Genomic DNA, 14,989 nt, shown 5'->3' with positions numbered 1-14,989 from the left:
GCGCGTTTCGACTGAGAGAGCGGATTTCGTATGCCCCTTCCGACTATTCTTGTTGCCGATGACGACCGTTCCATCCGCACCGTTCTCAGCCAGGCGCTGGGGCGCGCCGGCTATCAGGTTCGTACCACCGCCAGCGCTGCGACCCTGTGGCAGTGGATCGAGGAAGGCGAGGGCGATCTGGTCATTACCGACGTGGTGATGCCCGACGAGAACGGCCTGGACCTGATTCCGCGCATCAAGCGGGCGCGGCCGGACATGCGGGTGCTGGTGATGAGCGCGCAATCCACGTTGATGACCGCCGTCAAGGCGACCCAGCGCGGGGCGTTCGAATATCTGCCCAAGCCGTTCGATCTGAAGGAACTGCTGTCGGTGGTCGAGCGGGCGCTGGCCTCGCCGGCCCGCACGCTGGCCGAGCCGGCGCCGCCCGAGACCGAAGAGCGGATGCCGCTGATCGGCCGGTCGATGGTGATGCAGGACATCTATCGCATCATCGCGCGGCTCACGACGTCGGACCTGACGGTGATGATCAATGGCGAAAGCGGCACCGGCAAGGAATTGGTGGCGCGCGCCCTGCATGATTATGGCCGCCGGCGGGGTGGCCCGTTCGTCGCCGTCAACATGGCGGCGATTCCGCGTGAGCTGATCGAGAGCGAGCTGTTCGGGCATGAGCGCGGCGCCTTTACGGGGGCGACCAGCCGCAATCCGGGGCGGTTCGAGCAGGCGACGGGCGGCACGCTGTTTCTCGACGAGATCGGTGACATGCCTCCCGAGGCGCAGACGCGCCTGCTGCGCGTGCTGCAGGAAGGCGAGTTCACGACCGTCGGCGGTCGGCAGCCGATTCGGGCCAATGTCCGGATCGTGGCGGCCACGCATCGCGACCTGCGCCAGTCGATTCGCAACGGGACGTTCCGCGAGGATCTGTTCTATCGCCTGAACGTGGTGCCGATCCGCCTGCCGCCGCTGCGCGAACGGGTCGAGGACATTCCGCTGCTGGCGCGGCATTTCCTGGACCGGTGCCGCGAGGATGGGCTGCCGGCCAAGATGCTGGCCGATGGTGCGCTCGAGCGCCTGCAGGCCAGCCGCTGGCCGGGCAATGTCCGCGAGCTGGAAAACCTGATGCGCCGTCTGGCGGCCCTGTATCCGCAGGAGACGATTACCGGTGACCTCGTCGATCAGGAACTGGCGGAGGCATCGCACGATCAGGAGGCCGAGACGACGGAGATCCTGGCCAAGGAACCGCTGGCCGACGCGGTGGCCCGGCATATCCGGCATTTCCTGGCGGCGGGGCAGGACGGCATGCCGCTGCACGATATCTATGATCGCGTGATTGCTGAGGTCGAGCGGCCGCTGATCCAGATGACGCTGGCCGCCACGAGGGGCAACCAGATCAAGGCCGCGGCGATGCTGGGCCTGAACCGCAATACCCTGCGCAAGAAGATCCGGGATCTGGAAATTCCTGTCGTACGCGGCGTAAACTGACGTCCATGAGTCTTTTGATGCGTCGGGCGACAATCGGGTGCTGACCCCAAGGCACGGTTTCAATATCCGGCGGCTGGTGTCGGGGGTGGGGTTGATGCGCGGGCTGTTCGGGCTGCTGGCGCGGCGCAATGTCGCCATTGCCCTGGTGGCGCTGGCGCTATGTTTCGGCGTCGCCACTTTCGTCGTGCTGTCGGGCGGCATGTCGGTGACGCATTATCCGCGCATCCAGGCCCTGATCTTTATCCTGAACTTCCTGGTCCTGCTGCTGCTGGCGCTGGCGCTGGCGGAACGGCTGGGGCGGGTGATGGCCGATCGGCGCCTTGGCCTGGCCGGGGCGCGGCTGCATGTGCGCCTGGTGACGCTGTTCGGCATCGTCGCGGTGGCGCCGACGGTGGTCGTCGGCACGTTTGCCGCCGTTTTCTTTCATTATGGCATCCAGATCTGGTTCAGCGATCGGGTCAACACGGCGCTGAACGAGGCATTGCAGGCCTCGCGCGGATATCTGCAGGAACATAACGCCAATATCCGGACCGAGGCGTTCTCGCTGGCCAATTACCTGGCCGGGGCTGCGAACAGCCTGGAAGGGTCCGGGTCGGACCTGATGCATGACCCCGAGGCGCTGGACCAGGTGCTGGATTCGCAGGCGACCCTGCGCGGGCTGAACGAAGCGGTGATCTATGACCCGCTGACCAACACCGTGGTCGCCAAAGGGGGGCTGATGAGCCGGCCGGGCGACATGCAGGCTCTGCCGCCGCCCTCGGCCACCATGATGGCGCGCACCAACGAGATCGCGATTCTCGATTCGCCGGACGAGAAGACGGTGCGGGCGGTGATTTCGCTGGGCGACACGCCGGCGCTGATGCTGGTGATTACCCGCCCCGTCGATCCGTCGATCCTCGACCATATGCACAAGACCGAAATGGTGGTGGCGGATTATCAGCGGCTGAACCGGAACCGCTCCAAGATCCAGTTCACCTTCGTGCTGATCTTCGCGCTGGTGGGGTTGCTGGTTCTCTTCGCCGCCGTGCTGGTGGGGCTGGTGCTGGCCAACCAGATCGTGCGGCCGCTGGGGCTGCTGATCCTGGCGTCGGAGCGCATCAGCGATGGCGACCTGAAGGTGCGGGTGCCGGAGGGCGAGCGGGATGACGAGGTATCGAGCCTGTCGCGCGCCTTCAACCGCATGACCGACCAGCTTTCCAGCCAGCGCTCCGAACTGATGATCGCCTACAGCCAGATCAATGAGCGCCGCCGGTTTACCGAAGCCGTGCTGTCGGGCGTGTCCGCCGGGGTGATCGGCCTGGATGCCCAGCAGGTGATCGAGCTGCCGAATCGCGCCGCCGGCGTTCTGCTGCAAAAGGACCTGCCGGCCGCCGTCGGGCGGCAACTGGTCGATGTCGTGCCCGAGTTCGGCCCGATGCTGAAGGAGGCGGCCAGTGCCCCCGACCGGGTGTGGACGGGCGAGATTCACGTCGGGTCGGGCACGAAGGCCTGTACGCTGCTGGTCCGTATCGGCGGCGAGATCAGCGGCGGGGCGCCTGATCGGTATGTGGTGACGTTCGATGACATCACGGCCTTGCAGGCGGCTCAGCGCAAGGCGGCGTGGGCCGACATTGCCCGGCGGATCGCGCATGAGATCAAGAATCCGCTCACGCCGATCCAGCTTGCGGCCGAACGGCTGAAGCGCCGCTTCCTGCGCGAAATCACCTCCGACCCCGAGACGTTCAGCCAGTGCGCGGATACGATCGTGCGGCATGTCGGCGATATCGGGCGCATGGTGGATGAATTCTCGGCGTTCGCGCGGATGCCGCAACCGATCATCCGGCCCGAGGACCTGTCGCGAATCGTGCGCGAGGCGCTGATCCTGCAACGCACCGCCCATCCCGAGATCCGTTACGACACCGATCTGCCCGACCATGGGCCGATCGTGTCGTGCGACCGGCGGCTGGTCGGGCAGGCGTTGACCAATTTGCTGCAAAATGCCGCCGATGCCATTGCAATGCTTCCGAAAGATGGTGATGCTGCCGATCGCCCGACCGGACCGGTCGGCACTGTCCGGATTGTCTTGCGTATCGAAGGAACGGCCGCCCATATCGCGGTTGTCGACGATGGGATCGGTCTGCCTGAAGAAGACAGGCAGCGACTGACCGAGCCCTATGTGACCCACAAGCCGAAGGGAACCGGGCTGGGGCTGGCGATCGTCAAGAAAATTCTGGAAGATCACGGGGGAAGCATCCGTCTGGAAGACAGGCAGGATGGACGGGGAGCTGTTTCGGTCTTGATACTGCCAGTAAAGGACGAGCATGGCGCATGAAATCCTGATCGTTGATGACGAACCGGATATCCGGCTGCTCATCGAGGGCATTCTTCGGGATGAGGGCTATGAGACCCGGCTGGCGGGAGATTCGGATTCCGCGATCAGCGCGTTCAGGGCGCGCAGGCCGTCGCTGGTGATCCTGGATGTCTGGCTCCAGGGGTCGCGCCTGGACGGGCTGGGCATCCTGCAGGCGATCCAGGGCGAGGAACCGGTTGTCCCGACCATCATGATTTCCGGCCATGGCACCATCGAGACGGCTGTGGCCGCGCTGCAGCATGGCGCCTACGATTTTATCGAAAAGCCTTTCCAGTCCGATCGGCTGCTGCTGGTCGTCAGGCGTGCGCTCGAGGCCTCGCGCCTGGCGCGGGAGAATGCGGAACTGCGCCTGCGCGCGGGACCGGACGCCATGCTGTTCGGCGACAGCCCGGCCATTGCCGCCGTGCGCAACCAGATCGAGCGCGTGGCCCCCAGCGGGTCGCGGGTGCTGATTTCCGGCGCCGCCGGCGCGGGCAAGGAGGTTGCGGCGCGGATGATCCATGCCCGGTCGCGCCGTGCCGAAGGGCCGTTCGTCGCCCTGAACTGCGCCACGCTGGCGCCGGGCCGGTTCGAGGAGGAGCTGTTCGGCATCGAGGGCGCCGCGGATGGCAGCGGGCGGCGCACCGGCGTGCTGGAGCGCGCCCATGGGGGCACGCTGCTGCTGGACGAAGTGGCGGACATGCCGATCGAGACCCAGGGCAAGATCGTCCGCGCGTTGCAGGACCAGAGTTTCGAGCGTGTGGGGGGCGCCACGCGGGTAAAGGTCGATGTCCGCGTGCTGGCGGCGACCAACCGCGACCTGCAGGAGGCGATCGCCGCCGGGCGCTTCCGCGAGGATCTGTATTACCGGCTGGCGGTGGTGCCGCTGCGCGTGCCCAGCCTGCGGGAACGGCGGGAGGATATTCCTGGCCTGGCGCGGATGTTTTTGCACCGGGCGGCGGAGAATGCCGGCCTGCCGTTGCGCGACCTGTCGGGCGACGCGATCGCGGCCCTGCAGAGCTATGACTGGCCCGGCAATTCGCGCGAGCTGCGCAACCTGATGGAACGGCTGCTGATCATGATGCCGGGGAACGGCACTGATCCGATCCGCGCCGAGATGCTGCCGCCGTCGGTGGGGCAGGGAGCGCCGACCCTGCTGAAGTTCGACCCCGCCGCCGATGTGATGGGTCTGCCGCTGCGCGAGGCGCGCGACCTGTTCGAGACCCAGTATCTGCAGGCGCAATTGCTGCGATTCGGCGGCAATATCAGCCGCACCGCCGGCTTTGTGGGCATGGAGCGCAGTGCGCTGCACCGCAAGCTGAAGCAGTTGGGCGTGACGTCCGACGAGCGGGGAGCGGGATGAGGTTTTGCCCCTCGGGGAAGGGCCTGCTAGAGAGAGCCAACCGAATTATTGGCGGGGAACGGAGCAGCTTGCGCGGCGTTCGTCTTCGCCGACAGAGCAAGTAAGGCCCAACCGTGGCAAAAGACCCTACGCAGAACGTTCAGGATGTTTTTCTCAACCATGTCAGGCGCTCCAAGACGCCGGTCACGGTGTTTCTGGTCAATGGTGTCAAGTTGCAGGGCATCATCACCTGGTTCGACAATTTTTCCGTGCTCCTGCGCCGTGATGGGCACACGCAGCTTGTCTACAAGCACGCCATCAGCACCGTGATGCCGGCGACGCCGGTGGTGCTGTTCGACCCCTCGCGCCCCGAGGGCGCCTCGGCGGAGCCGTCGGACAAGGATCTGGCGGGGGATTCCGATCTCGTCTGAGGTTTCCGTGGCGCAGTCGCCCACGCGGGCGGCCGTCATCCTGCCATGGGAGCGGCCGGACCGTCAGGACGAGGTTCGCGCCGCTGAAGCCCGGCTGGAAGAAGCCGTGGGCCTGGCGGCGTCGATCGGGCTGGTGATCGTGCGGCAGGCCGTGCTTCTGCTGCGCGCCCGCCGGCCGGCCACGCTGCTGGGAAGCGGGCAGGTGGAATCGCTGCGCCAGGCGGTGCAGGAGGATCGTGTTGCCGTTGTGGTGGTGGATACGCGCCTGACGCCCGTGCAGCAGCGGAATCTGGAAAAGGCCCTGGGCTGCAAGGTCATCGACCGTACGGCCCTGATCCTGGATATTTTCGGCGAGCGCGCCGCCACCAAGGAGGGTTCGCTCCAGGTCGAACTCGCGCATCTGGAATATCAGCGCAGCCGTCTGGTCCGGACCTGGACCCATCTGGAGCGGCAGCGCGGCGGCTTCGGCTTCCTCGGCGGGCCGGGTGAGACCCAGATCGAGGCCGATCGCCGCATGATCGGCGACCGCATCGTGCGGTTGAAGCGCGAGCTGGAGCAGGTGCGGCGCACGCGCGGACTGCATCGTGCGGCGCGGCGGCGGGTGCCGTTTCCCGTCGTGGCGCTGGTCGGCTATACCAATGCCGGAAAATCGACCCTTTTCAATGCCCTGACCGGGGCAACCGTTTATGCGCAGGACCAGCTGTTCGCGACGCTGGACCCGACGATGCGCGGCATTCGCCTACCATCGGGCCGGCGGATCATCCTGTCCGACACGGTGGGCTTCATCAGCGACCTGCCGACGGAACTGATTGCCGCCTTCCGCGCCACGCTGGAGGAGGTTGCCGAGGCCGACATCATCCTGCATGTGCGCGATATCTCCCACCCCGACACTACGGCGCAGCGCGCCGATGTCGAGGAGGTGCTGGAGGGCATGGCGACCAGCGGAACGCTGGAGAGCGACTGGCGCCGGCGGGTGATCGAGGTGCAGAACAAGGCCGACCTGCTGGGCGGCCGCGATGCGGTGCCGCCCCGGGCGGGCAGTGTCGCGATTTCGGCGATTACCGGCGACGGGCTGCCCGAATTGCTGGCGGCGATCGACCAGCGCCTGACCGAGGCGATGGAGATTGTCCAGTACACCATTCCGGTGAAGGACGGCGCGCTGCTGGCGTGGCTGTATGCTCATGGCGAAGTGACGTCGCGCGATGATGGCGAGCAGGCTATCGTGGTGACGGTGCGGCTGTTGCCGGCCGATCGCGCGCGGTTCGAACAGCAACTGGCCAGTCGCGAGCGGTAGGCGCCCGCCCGCGCCGGATGGGCGGGAAGGGAGAATGATGTCATGACGGTCGCGGTTTCGCGCGCGCATATGCGTACGGTTCTGGACATCATGCGGCAGGCGGCGGCGGATCGGATCATGCCATCCTTCCGCCGGCTGGATGCGGACGCCATCCGGTGCAAGACCAGCAAGCTGGACGTGGTGACCGTGGCCGACGAAGCGGCCGAGCATGACATGACCGAGGCCTTCCTGCGTCTTTCGCCCGGCGCGGTGGTGATCGGCGAGGAAGCCGTCTGTGCCCGGCCCGGCCTGCTGGACGCGATCGAGAGTGCGGACCTCGCCTATGTCATCGATCCGATCGACGGTACGGCGAATTATGCGGCGGGTGTGCCGCTGTTCGGCGTCATGGTCGCGATCCTGCGTCGGGGCGAGGTTGTGGGGGCGGCGATTCTCGACCCGATCTGCAATGTCGCGGCGCTGGCGGTGCGGGGCGAGGGGGCATGGCAGGTCGGGCCAGACGATGCCGAGCGCCCGCTATGTTGCGCGCGGCCCGTGCCAGCGGCCGAAATGACCGGTAATGCCTCGTGGCGCTACCTGCCCCCGCCGATTCGCGACCTGGTGGCCCGCAATCTGCCGCGCGTGATGGGATCGTGGGATTTTCGCTGTGCCGCGCATGAATATCTGATGCTGGTGGACGGGAAATGCCATTTCCTGCTCTTCAACCGCACCATGCCGTGGGACCATCTGGCCGGCTGGCTGATCCATCACGAGACCGGCGGTTATTGCGCCCATTTCGACGGAGAGCCCTATCGGTTGACCGATCGCGCCGGGGGGCTGCTCTACGCCCCCGACCGGGCGAGCTGGCAGGATCTGCGTGACCTGCTGCTGGACCCGGGCTGAGAGGCTGCTTCAGGAGCTCCGCTGGTGGCGGCCTGACGGCGGTTTCCTGCGCTTCGGTGCTCTCGGCCATCAAGGCCGCTCCGCTCCGATGCTCAAAAACCACCGCCAGACGCATGGCTGACGCCACGCTTCCACGCACCATCGGAGCTTCTGAAACAGCCTCTGCGTCTCGCTTATGCGTCGTCGTCGCGTTCCTGCCGTTTGACCGCCTGCCAGGCGGCTTCCATGTCCGCCAGCGTGCTGTCGGCCGGTGTCAGGCCGCGTTCGGCCAGATGGTGTTCGACCCCGGTGAAGCGGCGGGTGAATTTGGCGTTGGCCTGGCGCAGGCAGGCTTCGGGGTCCAGATCCAGCTTGCGGGCCAGGGTGGCGAGCGTGAACAGCACGTCGCCCAGTTCGTCGGCGATTCGTTCGCGGTCGCCCGTTTCCAGTTCGACCTTCAGTTCCGCGATTTCCTCATCCACTTTTTCGGCGACGTCCCTGGCATCGGGCCAGTCGAAGCCGACGCGGGCGGCGCGGGCCGACAATTTGCGTGCGCGCAGCAGGGCGGGCAATGCGGTGGGGATGCCGGCCAGGGTGCCGCTCTCGCGCCGGGCGAGGCGTTCCCGCTCCTTGCCGTCCTCCCACTGGCCGGGGGCCGGTGCGGCGTCGCCGAAGACATGGGGATGGCGGCGGACCATCTTGTCGCCGATCATGCCGGCGACGGTCGCGAAATCGAACCAGCCGGCCTCTTCGCCCATGCGGGCGTGATAGACGACCTGGAGTAGCAGGTCGCCCAGCTCGTCGGGGAGGGCGGCCCAGTCCTGCCGGGCGATCGTGTCCTCGACCTCGTAGGCTTCCTCGATCGCATAGGGAGCGATGGAGGCGAAATCCTGCTCGCGGTCCCAGGGGCAGCCGCTGACGGGGTCGCGCAAGCGGGCCATGATGTCGAGAAGGCGCGAGAGGGCCTGGGCGGCGTCTTGCATCCGGGGGGGGCTCCGTGCATGGGGCGGCGGGATCGCCCCATGTCTGCACCGGCGCCGCGGGCTCGTCCAGCGTGGCGCGATGTGCGGATGCTCTGGGAGGCTATTTCAAAAGTTCCGATGGTGAGTGGAAGCGTGGCGCCAGCCATGCGTCTGGCGGTAGTTTCTGAGCATCGGAGTGGAGCGGCCTTGATGGCCGTGAGCACCGAAGCGCAGGAAACCGCCGTCAGGCCGCCGCCAGCGGGGCTTTTGAAACAGCCTCTCTGGATGGCGGGTCGGACAGGGATTATAGTCCCGCGCCCAGGACCAGGGGGTACCATGAGCGAACAGGCGACGGTTTTCATTGACGGCGAGGCTGGCACGACGGGGCTGGGCATTCGTCAGCGCCTGGATGCGCTGCCGGTGACGGTGCGTTCGATCGCGTCGGAACACCGCAAGGATGCCGCTGCCCGCCGCGCGATGATGGAATCGGTCGATCTGGTGGTGCTGTGCCTGCCCGATGCGGCGTCGCGCGAGGCGGCGTCGATGGCGGCGGAGATCGCGGCTGCCGGTGGCCGGGCGCCCCGGCTTCTGGACGCCAGCACGGCTTTTCGCGTCGATCCGGACTGGGTTTACGGTTTTCCGGAAATGGGGGACGGATTCGCGGCGCAGGTCGCGGCGGCGGCGCGGGTTTCGAACCCTGGCTGCTATCCGACCGGGGCGATCGCGCTGCTGCGGCCGCTGGTTCAGGCCGGGCTGCTCGCGCCGGATGCGCCGCTGACGATCAACGCGGTCAGTGGCTATAGCGGCGGCGGCCGCGCGATGATCGAGGCGCACGAGCGGGAAGGCGGGCCGGCCTTCGAACTGTACGGGCTGGGGCTGGAACACAAGCATCTGCCCGAGATCACCCGCTATGCGGGGCTGACGCGTCCGCCTGTCTTCGTGCCCTCGGTCGGGCATTTCCCGCAGGGCATGATCGTCTCGGTGCCGCTGCATCTGGACCTGCTGGCCCGGCCGGCGACGGGGGGCGATCTGCGGGCGGTGCTGGCCGATTTCTATGCCGGTTCTGACCGGATCAGTGTGGCCGATTCCGTGCCGGGCCTGTCCGCCGAAACGCTGGCGGGGACCGACCTGATGGAATTGCGGGTCCATGCCAACGAATCGCGGCGACAGGCGGTGCTGACCGCGCGGCTGGACAATCTGGGGAAGGGCGCCTCGGGCGCCGCGATCCAGAATATCGCCCTGATGCTGGGCCTGGCACCGCCGGCACCGCGGGCCGGATGATCGTCGGGTTCCGGTTGTGCGATTGCCTCTCGGCCCGTTTTGCTGATAAGCAGGCCCGCAGGCGAGAGTGACGGAACGGTAGACGTAGTCGGCTCAAAATCGACCGCCGCAAGGCATAGGGGTTCGAGTCCCCTCTCTCGTACCATTTCTCCGGACAGGATGATGTCTGCTCTCTCTCCCGACGCGATCGCGAAGCCGGGCGTGCGCCCCGCCAATCCCTGTTTTTCCTCCGGCCCTTGCGCCAAGCGTCCGGGATGGTCGCTGGACGTGCTGTCCGGCGCGCTGCTGGGTCGCTCGCATCGCGCGCCCGAAGGGCGGGCCCGGCTGAACGAGGTCATTACCCGCTCGCGTGCCATCCTGGGCCTGCCCGAAGACTGGAAGCTGGGGATCGTGCCGGCGTCGGATACCGGCGCGGTGGAGATGGTGTTGTGGTCGCTGGTCGGCGAACGCCCGGTCGACGTGCTGGCGTTCGAGAGTTTTTCGGCGACCTGGGCCGACGATATCGTCAACCAGTTGCACGCGCCGGCCGCGCGGGTGCTGAAGGCCGATTATGGCTGTCTGCCGGACCTGGCGCAGGTCGACTGGGCGCATGACGTGGTGCTGGCGTGGAATGGCACGACGTCGGGCGTGCGCATTCCCGACGGGGCAGCGATCCCCACGGAGCGCGACGGGCTGGTGATCTGCGACGCGACCTCGGCTGCGTTCGCGATGGATCTGCCCTGGGATCGGCTGGATGTCGTGACCTGGTCCTGGCAGAAGGTGCTGGGCGGCGAGGCCGCGCACGGCATGCTGGCCCTGTCGCCGCGTGCGGTGCGCCGGCTGGAAGAGGCATCGGCGCCGCGCGCGCTGCCGAAGATCTTTCGCCTGACGGCGAAGGGGCGACTGATCGAGGGTATTTTCAAGGGCGATACGATCAACACGCCCTCCATGCTCTGTGTCGAGGACGCGCTGGACGGGTTGCGCTGGGCCGAGGCGATCGGTGGCCTGCCGGCCCTGATTGCCCGCAGCCAGGCCAATCTGGCGGTGGTGGCCGACTGGGTGGCGCGCTCCGGCTGGGCTGCGTTCCTGGCCGCCGATCCGGCCGAACGGTCCAGCACCGCGATCTGCCTGACCATCGTGGCGCCCTGGTTCGTGGCGCTGGATGCGGCGACGCAGGCCAAGGCGGCCAAGCGGATCGTCAGTCTGCTGGAGGCGGAGGGCGTGGCGCTGGATATCGGTAGCTATCGCGATGCGCCGCCGGGCCTGCGGCTGTGGGGTGGTGCGACAGTGGAGGCGGATGATCTGCGCGCGCTGACGCCGTGGCTGGACTGGGCCGAATCCGAAGTGCGCGCGGAGTTCGCCTGATACGTTCCTGCCCGCGCGTGGGCTGACGAATGACCGCAAGGATGGTATAGGCGCGCGCATGACGGACGATCCGCCTCCCAATCCCGCCCTGCTGCCCGCAGGCTTTGTCGATCTGCTGCCTTCCGATGCCGAGGCCGAGGCCGCCGGCATGGAAAGCCTGATGCGGGTCTTCGCCTCGCACGGCTACAGCCGGGTGAAGCCGCCCTTGCTGGAATTCGAGGACACGCTGCTGAGCGGGTCCGGGGCGGCGGTGGCCGAGCAGGCGTTCCGTCTGATGGACCCGGACACGCGGCGCATGATGGCGCTGCGCCCCGATATCACGCCGCAGATCGCCCGCATTGCCGCGACCCGGCTGGCCGACGCGCCGCGCCCGCTGCGCCTGTCCTATACCGGGCTGTGCGTGCAGGCGAGTGGCGGGGCGCGGGAGAGCGACCGGCAGATTTCCCAGGCCGGTATCGAGCTGATCGGTCCCGACACGCCCGAAGCCGATGCCGAAGTGGTGGCGCTGGGTGCCGAGGCGCTGGCGGTGCTTGGGGTGCCCGGTGTGTCGTTCGACCTGACGATGCCGCCGCTGGCGCCGGCGCTGATTGCGGAGGTCGGCTTTACCCCGGCCGAGCGGCAGGCGCTGATGCGCGCGCTGGACCGCAAGGATGCGGCGGCGGTGGCGAAGCTGGCCGGCGGGCTGGCGCCCGTGCTGACCGAATTGCTGCATGCGGCCGGACCGGCCGAGCGTGCACTCTCGGTCCTGGGCGGGCTGGTCCTGCCCGAACCGGTGCGGGTGCTGAGCGAACGTCTGGCCGCCACCTTTGCCGCGATCAAGGCGCGGGTGCCGGACATTCGCGTGACCATCGATCCGGTCGAATTCCGGGGCCTGCACTATCATACCGGCGTCTGCGTGACAGTGTATGCCCGTGGCCAGCATGAAGAGCTGGGCCGTGGCGGGCGCTATGTGTCCAATAATGACGAGCCGGCCTGCGGCTTGACCCTGCGCCCCGAGGCCCTGCTGCGTGCGGCGCCTGCCAGGGCAGGGCGTGTGCGCGTGTTCCTGCCCGTGGGCAGTGATCCCGCACTGGGCAGACGGCTGCGGACCGAGGGATATGCGACCGTCGATGGGCTGGCGCCCGTTGCGGACAGCGTGGCTGAGGCAAGGCGCCTGGAATGCGATATGATCGTAGCCGGCGATGGAGTGGTGGCGCTGAACTGACGCGCCTGTTAAGCCGGGCGGCTGGGCGGCCAGTGTCGCCCCTTTTGTGCTGCGTTCCGGCCGGACCGTTTTTCTGAGGAGCTTCTGATGTCCAACGTCACCGTGATCGGCGCCCAGTGGGGTGACGAGGGAAAGGGCAAGATCGTCGACTGGCTTGCCAGCCGCGCGGATATCGTCGTCCGTTTCCAGGGTGGGCACAATGCCGGCCATACGCTGGTGGTCGGTAACCAGACCTACAAGCTGTCGCTGCTGCCCTCCGGCCTGGTCCGTGGCAAGATGGGCGTGATCGGCAATGGCGTCGTCGTCGATCCCGAAGCCCTGCTGAAGGAAATCGACCGCGTGACGGCGCAGGGGCTGGAGGTGACGCCGAAGACCCTGCGGATTGCCGAGAACGTGCCGCTGATCCTGCCGGTGCATGGTGCGATCGACCGCGCCCGCGAGGAAGCCCGCGGCGACCGCAAGATCGGCACCACCGGCCGTGGCATCGGCCCGGCCTACGAGGACAAGGTGGCCCGCCGGGCCATCCGCCTGTGCGATCTGGCCGAGCCCGAAACGCTGGACTGGAAGCTGGACGAGCTGCTGCTGCACCATAACACGCTGCTGGCCGGCCTGGGCGCGCCGACCTTCACCAAGGCGGAGCTGCTGGAGCATATGAACGCGCTGGCCCCGCGCGTGCTGCCCTATATGGACACGGTGTGGGACCTGCTGGACGACGCGCGCCGGGCCGGGCGCCGCATCCTGTTCGAAGGTGCGCAGGCCGTCATGCTGGATGTCGATCACGGGACCTATCCGTTCGTGACCAGCTCCAACACCATCGCGGCCAATGCGGCGACCGGCAGCGGTGTCGGGCCGGGCACCGTCGGTTTCGTGCTGGGCATTGCCAAGGCCTATTCGACCCGCGTGGGCGAGGGGCCGTTCCCCAGCGAGCTGCATGACGAGATGGGGCGTACTTTGGGCACGCGCGGGCATGAATTCGGCACGGTGACGGGGCGTCCGCGCCGTTGCGGCTGGTTCGATGCCATGCTGGTGCGCCGTGCGGTGCGCGTTGGCGGCATCAACGGTCTGGCGCTGACTAAGCTGGACGTGCTGGACGGGCTGCCCGAGATCAAGGTCTGCGTCGGCTATGAACTGGACGGCAAGGAAATCCGCAGCTTTCCGTCGGCCCCGGCGGCACAGGCCCGTGTCAGGCCGGTCTATGAGACGATGGAAGGCTGGACCGACAGCACCCGAGGCGCGCGCTCGTGGGCCGACCTGCCGGCGCAGGCGATCAAATATGTCCGTCGGATCGAGGAACTGGTCGAGGCGCCGGTGACGTTGCTCTCCACCAGCCCCGAGCGCGACGACACCATCCTGATGCGCGACCCGTTCGAGGGCTGAGGTCCATATGAAAAGGGCCGGACCTGATGGTCCGGCCCTTTTTTCGTTGGGTCGTATGGCCGGTCAGTCGGCCATGCTGGCACCGCGATGCGCCTCGACTTCGGCCTTCATCGCGGCCTGGACCTTCTCGAAGGCCCGGACCTCGATCTGTCGCACCCGCTCGCGCGAGATGTTGTAGGTGTGCGACAGATCTTCCAGCGTCGAGGGTTCGTCCTTCAGCCGGCGTTCGGTCAGGATGTGGCGCTCGCGCTCGTTCAGTGTCTTCAGCGCGTTGTCCAGCAGGGCCTTGCGGCCGCTGAATTCCTCGCTTTCCGCCAGCGTTTCTTCCTGGTTGTCGTGCTCGTCCACCAGCCAGTCCTGCCATTCGCCTTCGCTGTCGGCGCGGAGCGGGGCGTTCAGGCTGTGATCGGGCGCCGACAGGCGGCGGTTCATGTTGATGACGTCCTGTTCCGGCACGCCCAGCGACTTGGCGATCTGGTTCACCTGTTCGGGCTGCAGGTCGCCATCATCGATGGCCTGCATCTGGCCTTTCAGGCGCCGCAGGTTGAAGAACAGCTTCTTCTGGGCGGCGGTGGTGCCCATCTTCACCAGCGACCAGCTATGCAGGATATATTCCTGGATAGCGGCGCGAATCCACCACATCGCATAGGTTGCCAGCCGGAAGCCGCGATCGGGGTCGAAGCGGCGGACCGCCTGCATCATCCCAATATTGCCCTCGCTGATCAATTCGCCCAGCGGCAGGCCATAGCCGCGATATCCCATCGCGATCTTGGCGACCAGCCGCAGGTGCGACGTGACCAGCGCATGCGCGGCCTTGCTGTCGCCCTTGTCCCGCCAGCTCCGCGACAAACGCTGCTCGTCTTCCGGCGAGAGCATCGGAAACTTGCGGATATCCTGGAGGTACCTTGAAAGGTTGGTCTCAGGACCAACATTGAGAACGGAAGAGACCATTGGTCGGACTCCTTTTCCCTGAGGGAGGCCATGCCCCGCTGATGTCCTAAAGGCACATCTGGTGAGAGGGTTGCATGGGCTGCCCGTATGACGCGTGGATGGACTTCACGTCCCCGCGGGGCACCCCCTCAGAGGGC

Annotated in this window: 12 protein-coding genes and 1 tRNA gene; 11 read left to right on the top strand and 2 right to left on the bottom strand. The window is 67.1% G+C overall.

Going from position 1 to position 14,989, the window contains the following annotated elements; translation table 11 throughout:
• The first annotated feature begins 30 nt into the window (after positions 1–30).
• The 6 genes from ntrC to HLH29_RS08755 all read left to right on the top strand — a co-directional run bounded on the left by ntrC (position 31) and on the right by HLH29_RS08755 (position 7,754).
• A complete protein-coding gene (ntrC, locus tag HLH29_RS08780) occupies positions 31–1,479 on the top strand; it encodes a nitrogen regulation protein NR(I) (RefSeq protein WP_182965861.1) in 1,449 nt (482 codons plus the stop codon).
• Positions 1,480–1,573: 94 nt separating this feature from the next.
• The gene (locus tag HLH29_RS08775; protein ID WP_182965932.1) at positions 1,574–3,790 is read left to right on the top strand and encodes a sensor histidine kinase NtrY-like; all 2,217 of its coding nucleotides are present in this window, start codon (positions 1,574–1,576) and stop codon (positions 3,788–3,790) included.
• Entirely contained in the window at positions 3,780–5,171 is a 1,392-nt protein-coding gene (ntrX, locus tag HLH29_RS08770; RefSeq protein ID WP_182965859.1) for a nitrogen assimilation response regulator NtrX, read from the top strand. Before HLH29_RS08775 ends, ntrX begins: the two co-directional genes overlap by 11 nt.
• A gap of 113 nt (positions 5,172–5,284) precedes the next feature.
• Positions 5,285–5,581 (top strand): RNA chaperone Hfq, encoded by a 297-nt coding sequence (gene hfq, locus HLH29_RS08765; protein ID WP_182965857.1) that lies wholly within the window; start codon positions 5,285–5,287, stop codon positions 5,579–5,581.
• Between the two features lie 7 nt (positions 5,582–5,588).
• Complete coding sequence (gene hflX, locus HLH29_RS08760) at positions 5,589–6,875, top strand: GTPase HflX (RefSeq protein WP_338030207.1); 1,287 nt, start codon at positions 5,589–5,591, stop codon at positions 6,873–6,875.
• A gap of 42 nt (positions 6,876–6,917) precedes the next feature.
• Entirely contained in the window at positions 6,918–7,754 is an 837-nt protein-coding gene (locus HLH29_RS08755) for an inositol monophosphatase family protein (RefSeq protein ID WP_182965855.1), read from the top strand.
• A gap of 173 nt (positions 7,755–7,927) precedes the next feature.
• Here HLH29_RS08755 and mazG read toward each other — a convergent pair whose 3' ends face one another.
• Complete coding sequence (gene mazG, locus HLH29_RS08750) at positions 7,928–8,716, bottom strand: nucleoside triphosphate pyrophosphohydrolase (protein ID WP_182965853.1); 789 nt, start codon at positions 8,714–8,716, stop codon at positions 7,928–7,930.
• A gap of 315 nt (positions 8,717–9,031) precedes the next feature.
• On the opposite strand from mazG, the gene argC reads away from it, so the two are divergent.
• The 5 genes from argC (at position 9,032) to HLH29_RS08725 (ending at position 13,901) form a co-directional block, all read left to right on the top strand.
• Entirely contained in the window at positions 9,032–9,976 is a 945-nt protein-coding gene (argC, locus tag HLH29_RS08745) for an N-acetyl-gamma-glutamyl-phosphate reductase (RefSeq protein ID WP_182965851.1), read from the top strand.
• A 61-nt stretch (positions 9,977–10,037) separates the two neighbouring features.
• Positions 10,038–10,121: transfer RNA gene (locus tag HLH29_RS08740), tRNA-Leu, on the top strand.
• A gap of 17 nt (positions 10,122–10,138) precedes the next feature.
• Complete coding sequence (locus HLH29_RS08735; protein WP_182965928.1) at positions 10,139–11,320, top strand: phosphoserine transaminase; 1,182 nt, start codon at positions 10,139–10,141, stop codon at positions 11,318–11,320.
• Positions 11,321–11,378: 58 nt separating this feature from the next.
• On the top strand, positions 11,379–12,524 hold the full coding sequence (locus HLH29_RS08730) for an ATP phosphoribosyltransferase regulatory subunit (RefSeq protein ID WP_182965849.1): 1,146 nt from the start codon (positions 11,379–11,381) through the stop codon (positions 12,522–12,524).
• An 87-nt stretch (positions 12,525–12,611) separates the two neighbouring features.
• The gene (locus tag HLH29_RS08725; protein WP_182965847.1) at positions 12,612–13,901 is read left to right on the top strand and encodes an adenylosuccinate synthase; all 1,290 of its coding nucleotides are present in this window, start codon (positions 12,612–12,614) and stop codon (positions 13,899–13,901) included.
• A gap of 63 nt (positions 13,902–13,964) precedes the next feature.
• Here the strand turns inward: HLH29_RS08725 and rpoH are convergent, their stop codons facing one another.
• The gene (gene rpoH, locus HLH29_RS08720; protein WP_182965846.1) at positions 13,965–14,852 is read right to left on the bottom strand and encodes an RNA polymerase sigma factor RpoH; all 888 of its coding nucleotides are present in this window, start codon (positions 14,850–14,852) and stop codon (positions 13,965–13,967) included.
• Positions 14,853–14,989 lie beyond the last annotated feature (137 nt).

The sequence above is a fragment of the Gluconacetobacter tumulicola genome (genome assembly GCF_014174215.1).
Classification (GTDB): Bacteria; Pseudomonadota; Alphaproteobacteria; order Acetobacterales; family Acetobacteraceae; genus Gluconacetobacter; species Gluconacetobacter tumulicola.
The sequence above is the reverse complement of the archived record's forward strand: the minus strand, read 5'-3'. Positions and strand labels throughout refer to the sequence as shown.

What these genes read in the sequence shown, in the direction of transcription:
- ntrC (WP_182965861.1), top strand. Translation starts at nt 31, where the DNA reads ATGCCCCTTCCGACTATTCTTGTTGCCGATGACGACCGTTCCATCCGC.
- HLH29_RS08775 (WP_182965932.1), top strand. Translation starts at nt 1,574, where the DNA reads ATGCGCGGGCTGTTCGGGCTGCTGGCGCGGCGCAATGTCGCCATTGCC.
- ntrX (WP_182965859.1), top strand. Translation starts at nt 3,780, where the DNA reads ATGGCGCATGAAATCCTGATCGTTGATGACGAACCGGATATCCGGCTG.
- HLH29_RS08755 (WP_182965855.1), top strand. Translation starts at nt 6,918, where the DNA reads ATGACGGTCGCGGTTTCGCGCGCGCATATGCGTACGGTTCTGGACATC.
- mazG (WP_182965853.1), bottom strand. Translation starts at nt 8,716, where the DNA reads ATGCAAGACGCCGCCCAGGCCCTCTCGCGCCTTCTCGACATCATGGCC.
- argC (WP_182965851.1), top strand. Translation starts at nt 9,032, where the DNA reads ATGAGCGAACAGGCGACGGTTTTCATTGACGGCGAGGCTGGCACGACG.
- HLH29_RS08735 (WP_182965928.1), top strand. Translation starts at nt 10,139, where the DNA reads ATGTCTGCTCTCTCTCCCGACGCGATCGCGAAGCCGGGCGTGCGCCCC.
- HLH29_RS08730 (WP_182965849.1), top strand. Translation starts at nt 11,379, where the DNA reads ATGACGGACGATCCGCCTCCCAATCCCGCCCTGCTGCCCGCAGGCTTT.
- HLH29_RS08725 (WP_182965847.1), top strand. Translation starts at nt 12,612, where the DNA reads ATGTCCAACGTCACCGTGATCGGCGCCCAGTGGGGTGACGAGGGAAAG.
- rpoH (WP_182965846.1), bottom strand. Translation starts at nt 14,852, where the DNA reads ATGGTCTCTTCCGTTCTCAATGTTGGTCCTGAGACCAACCTTTCAAGG.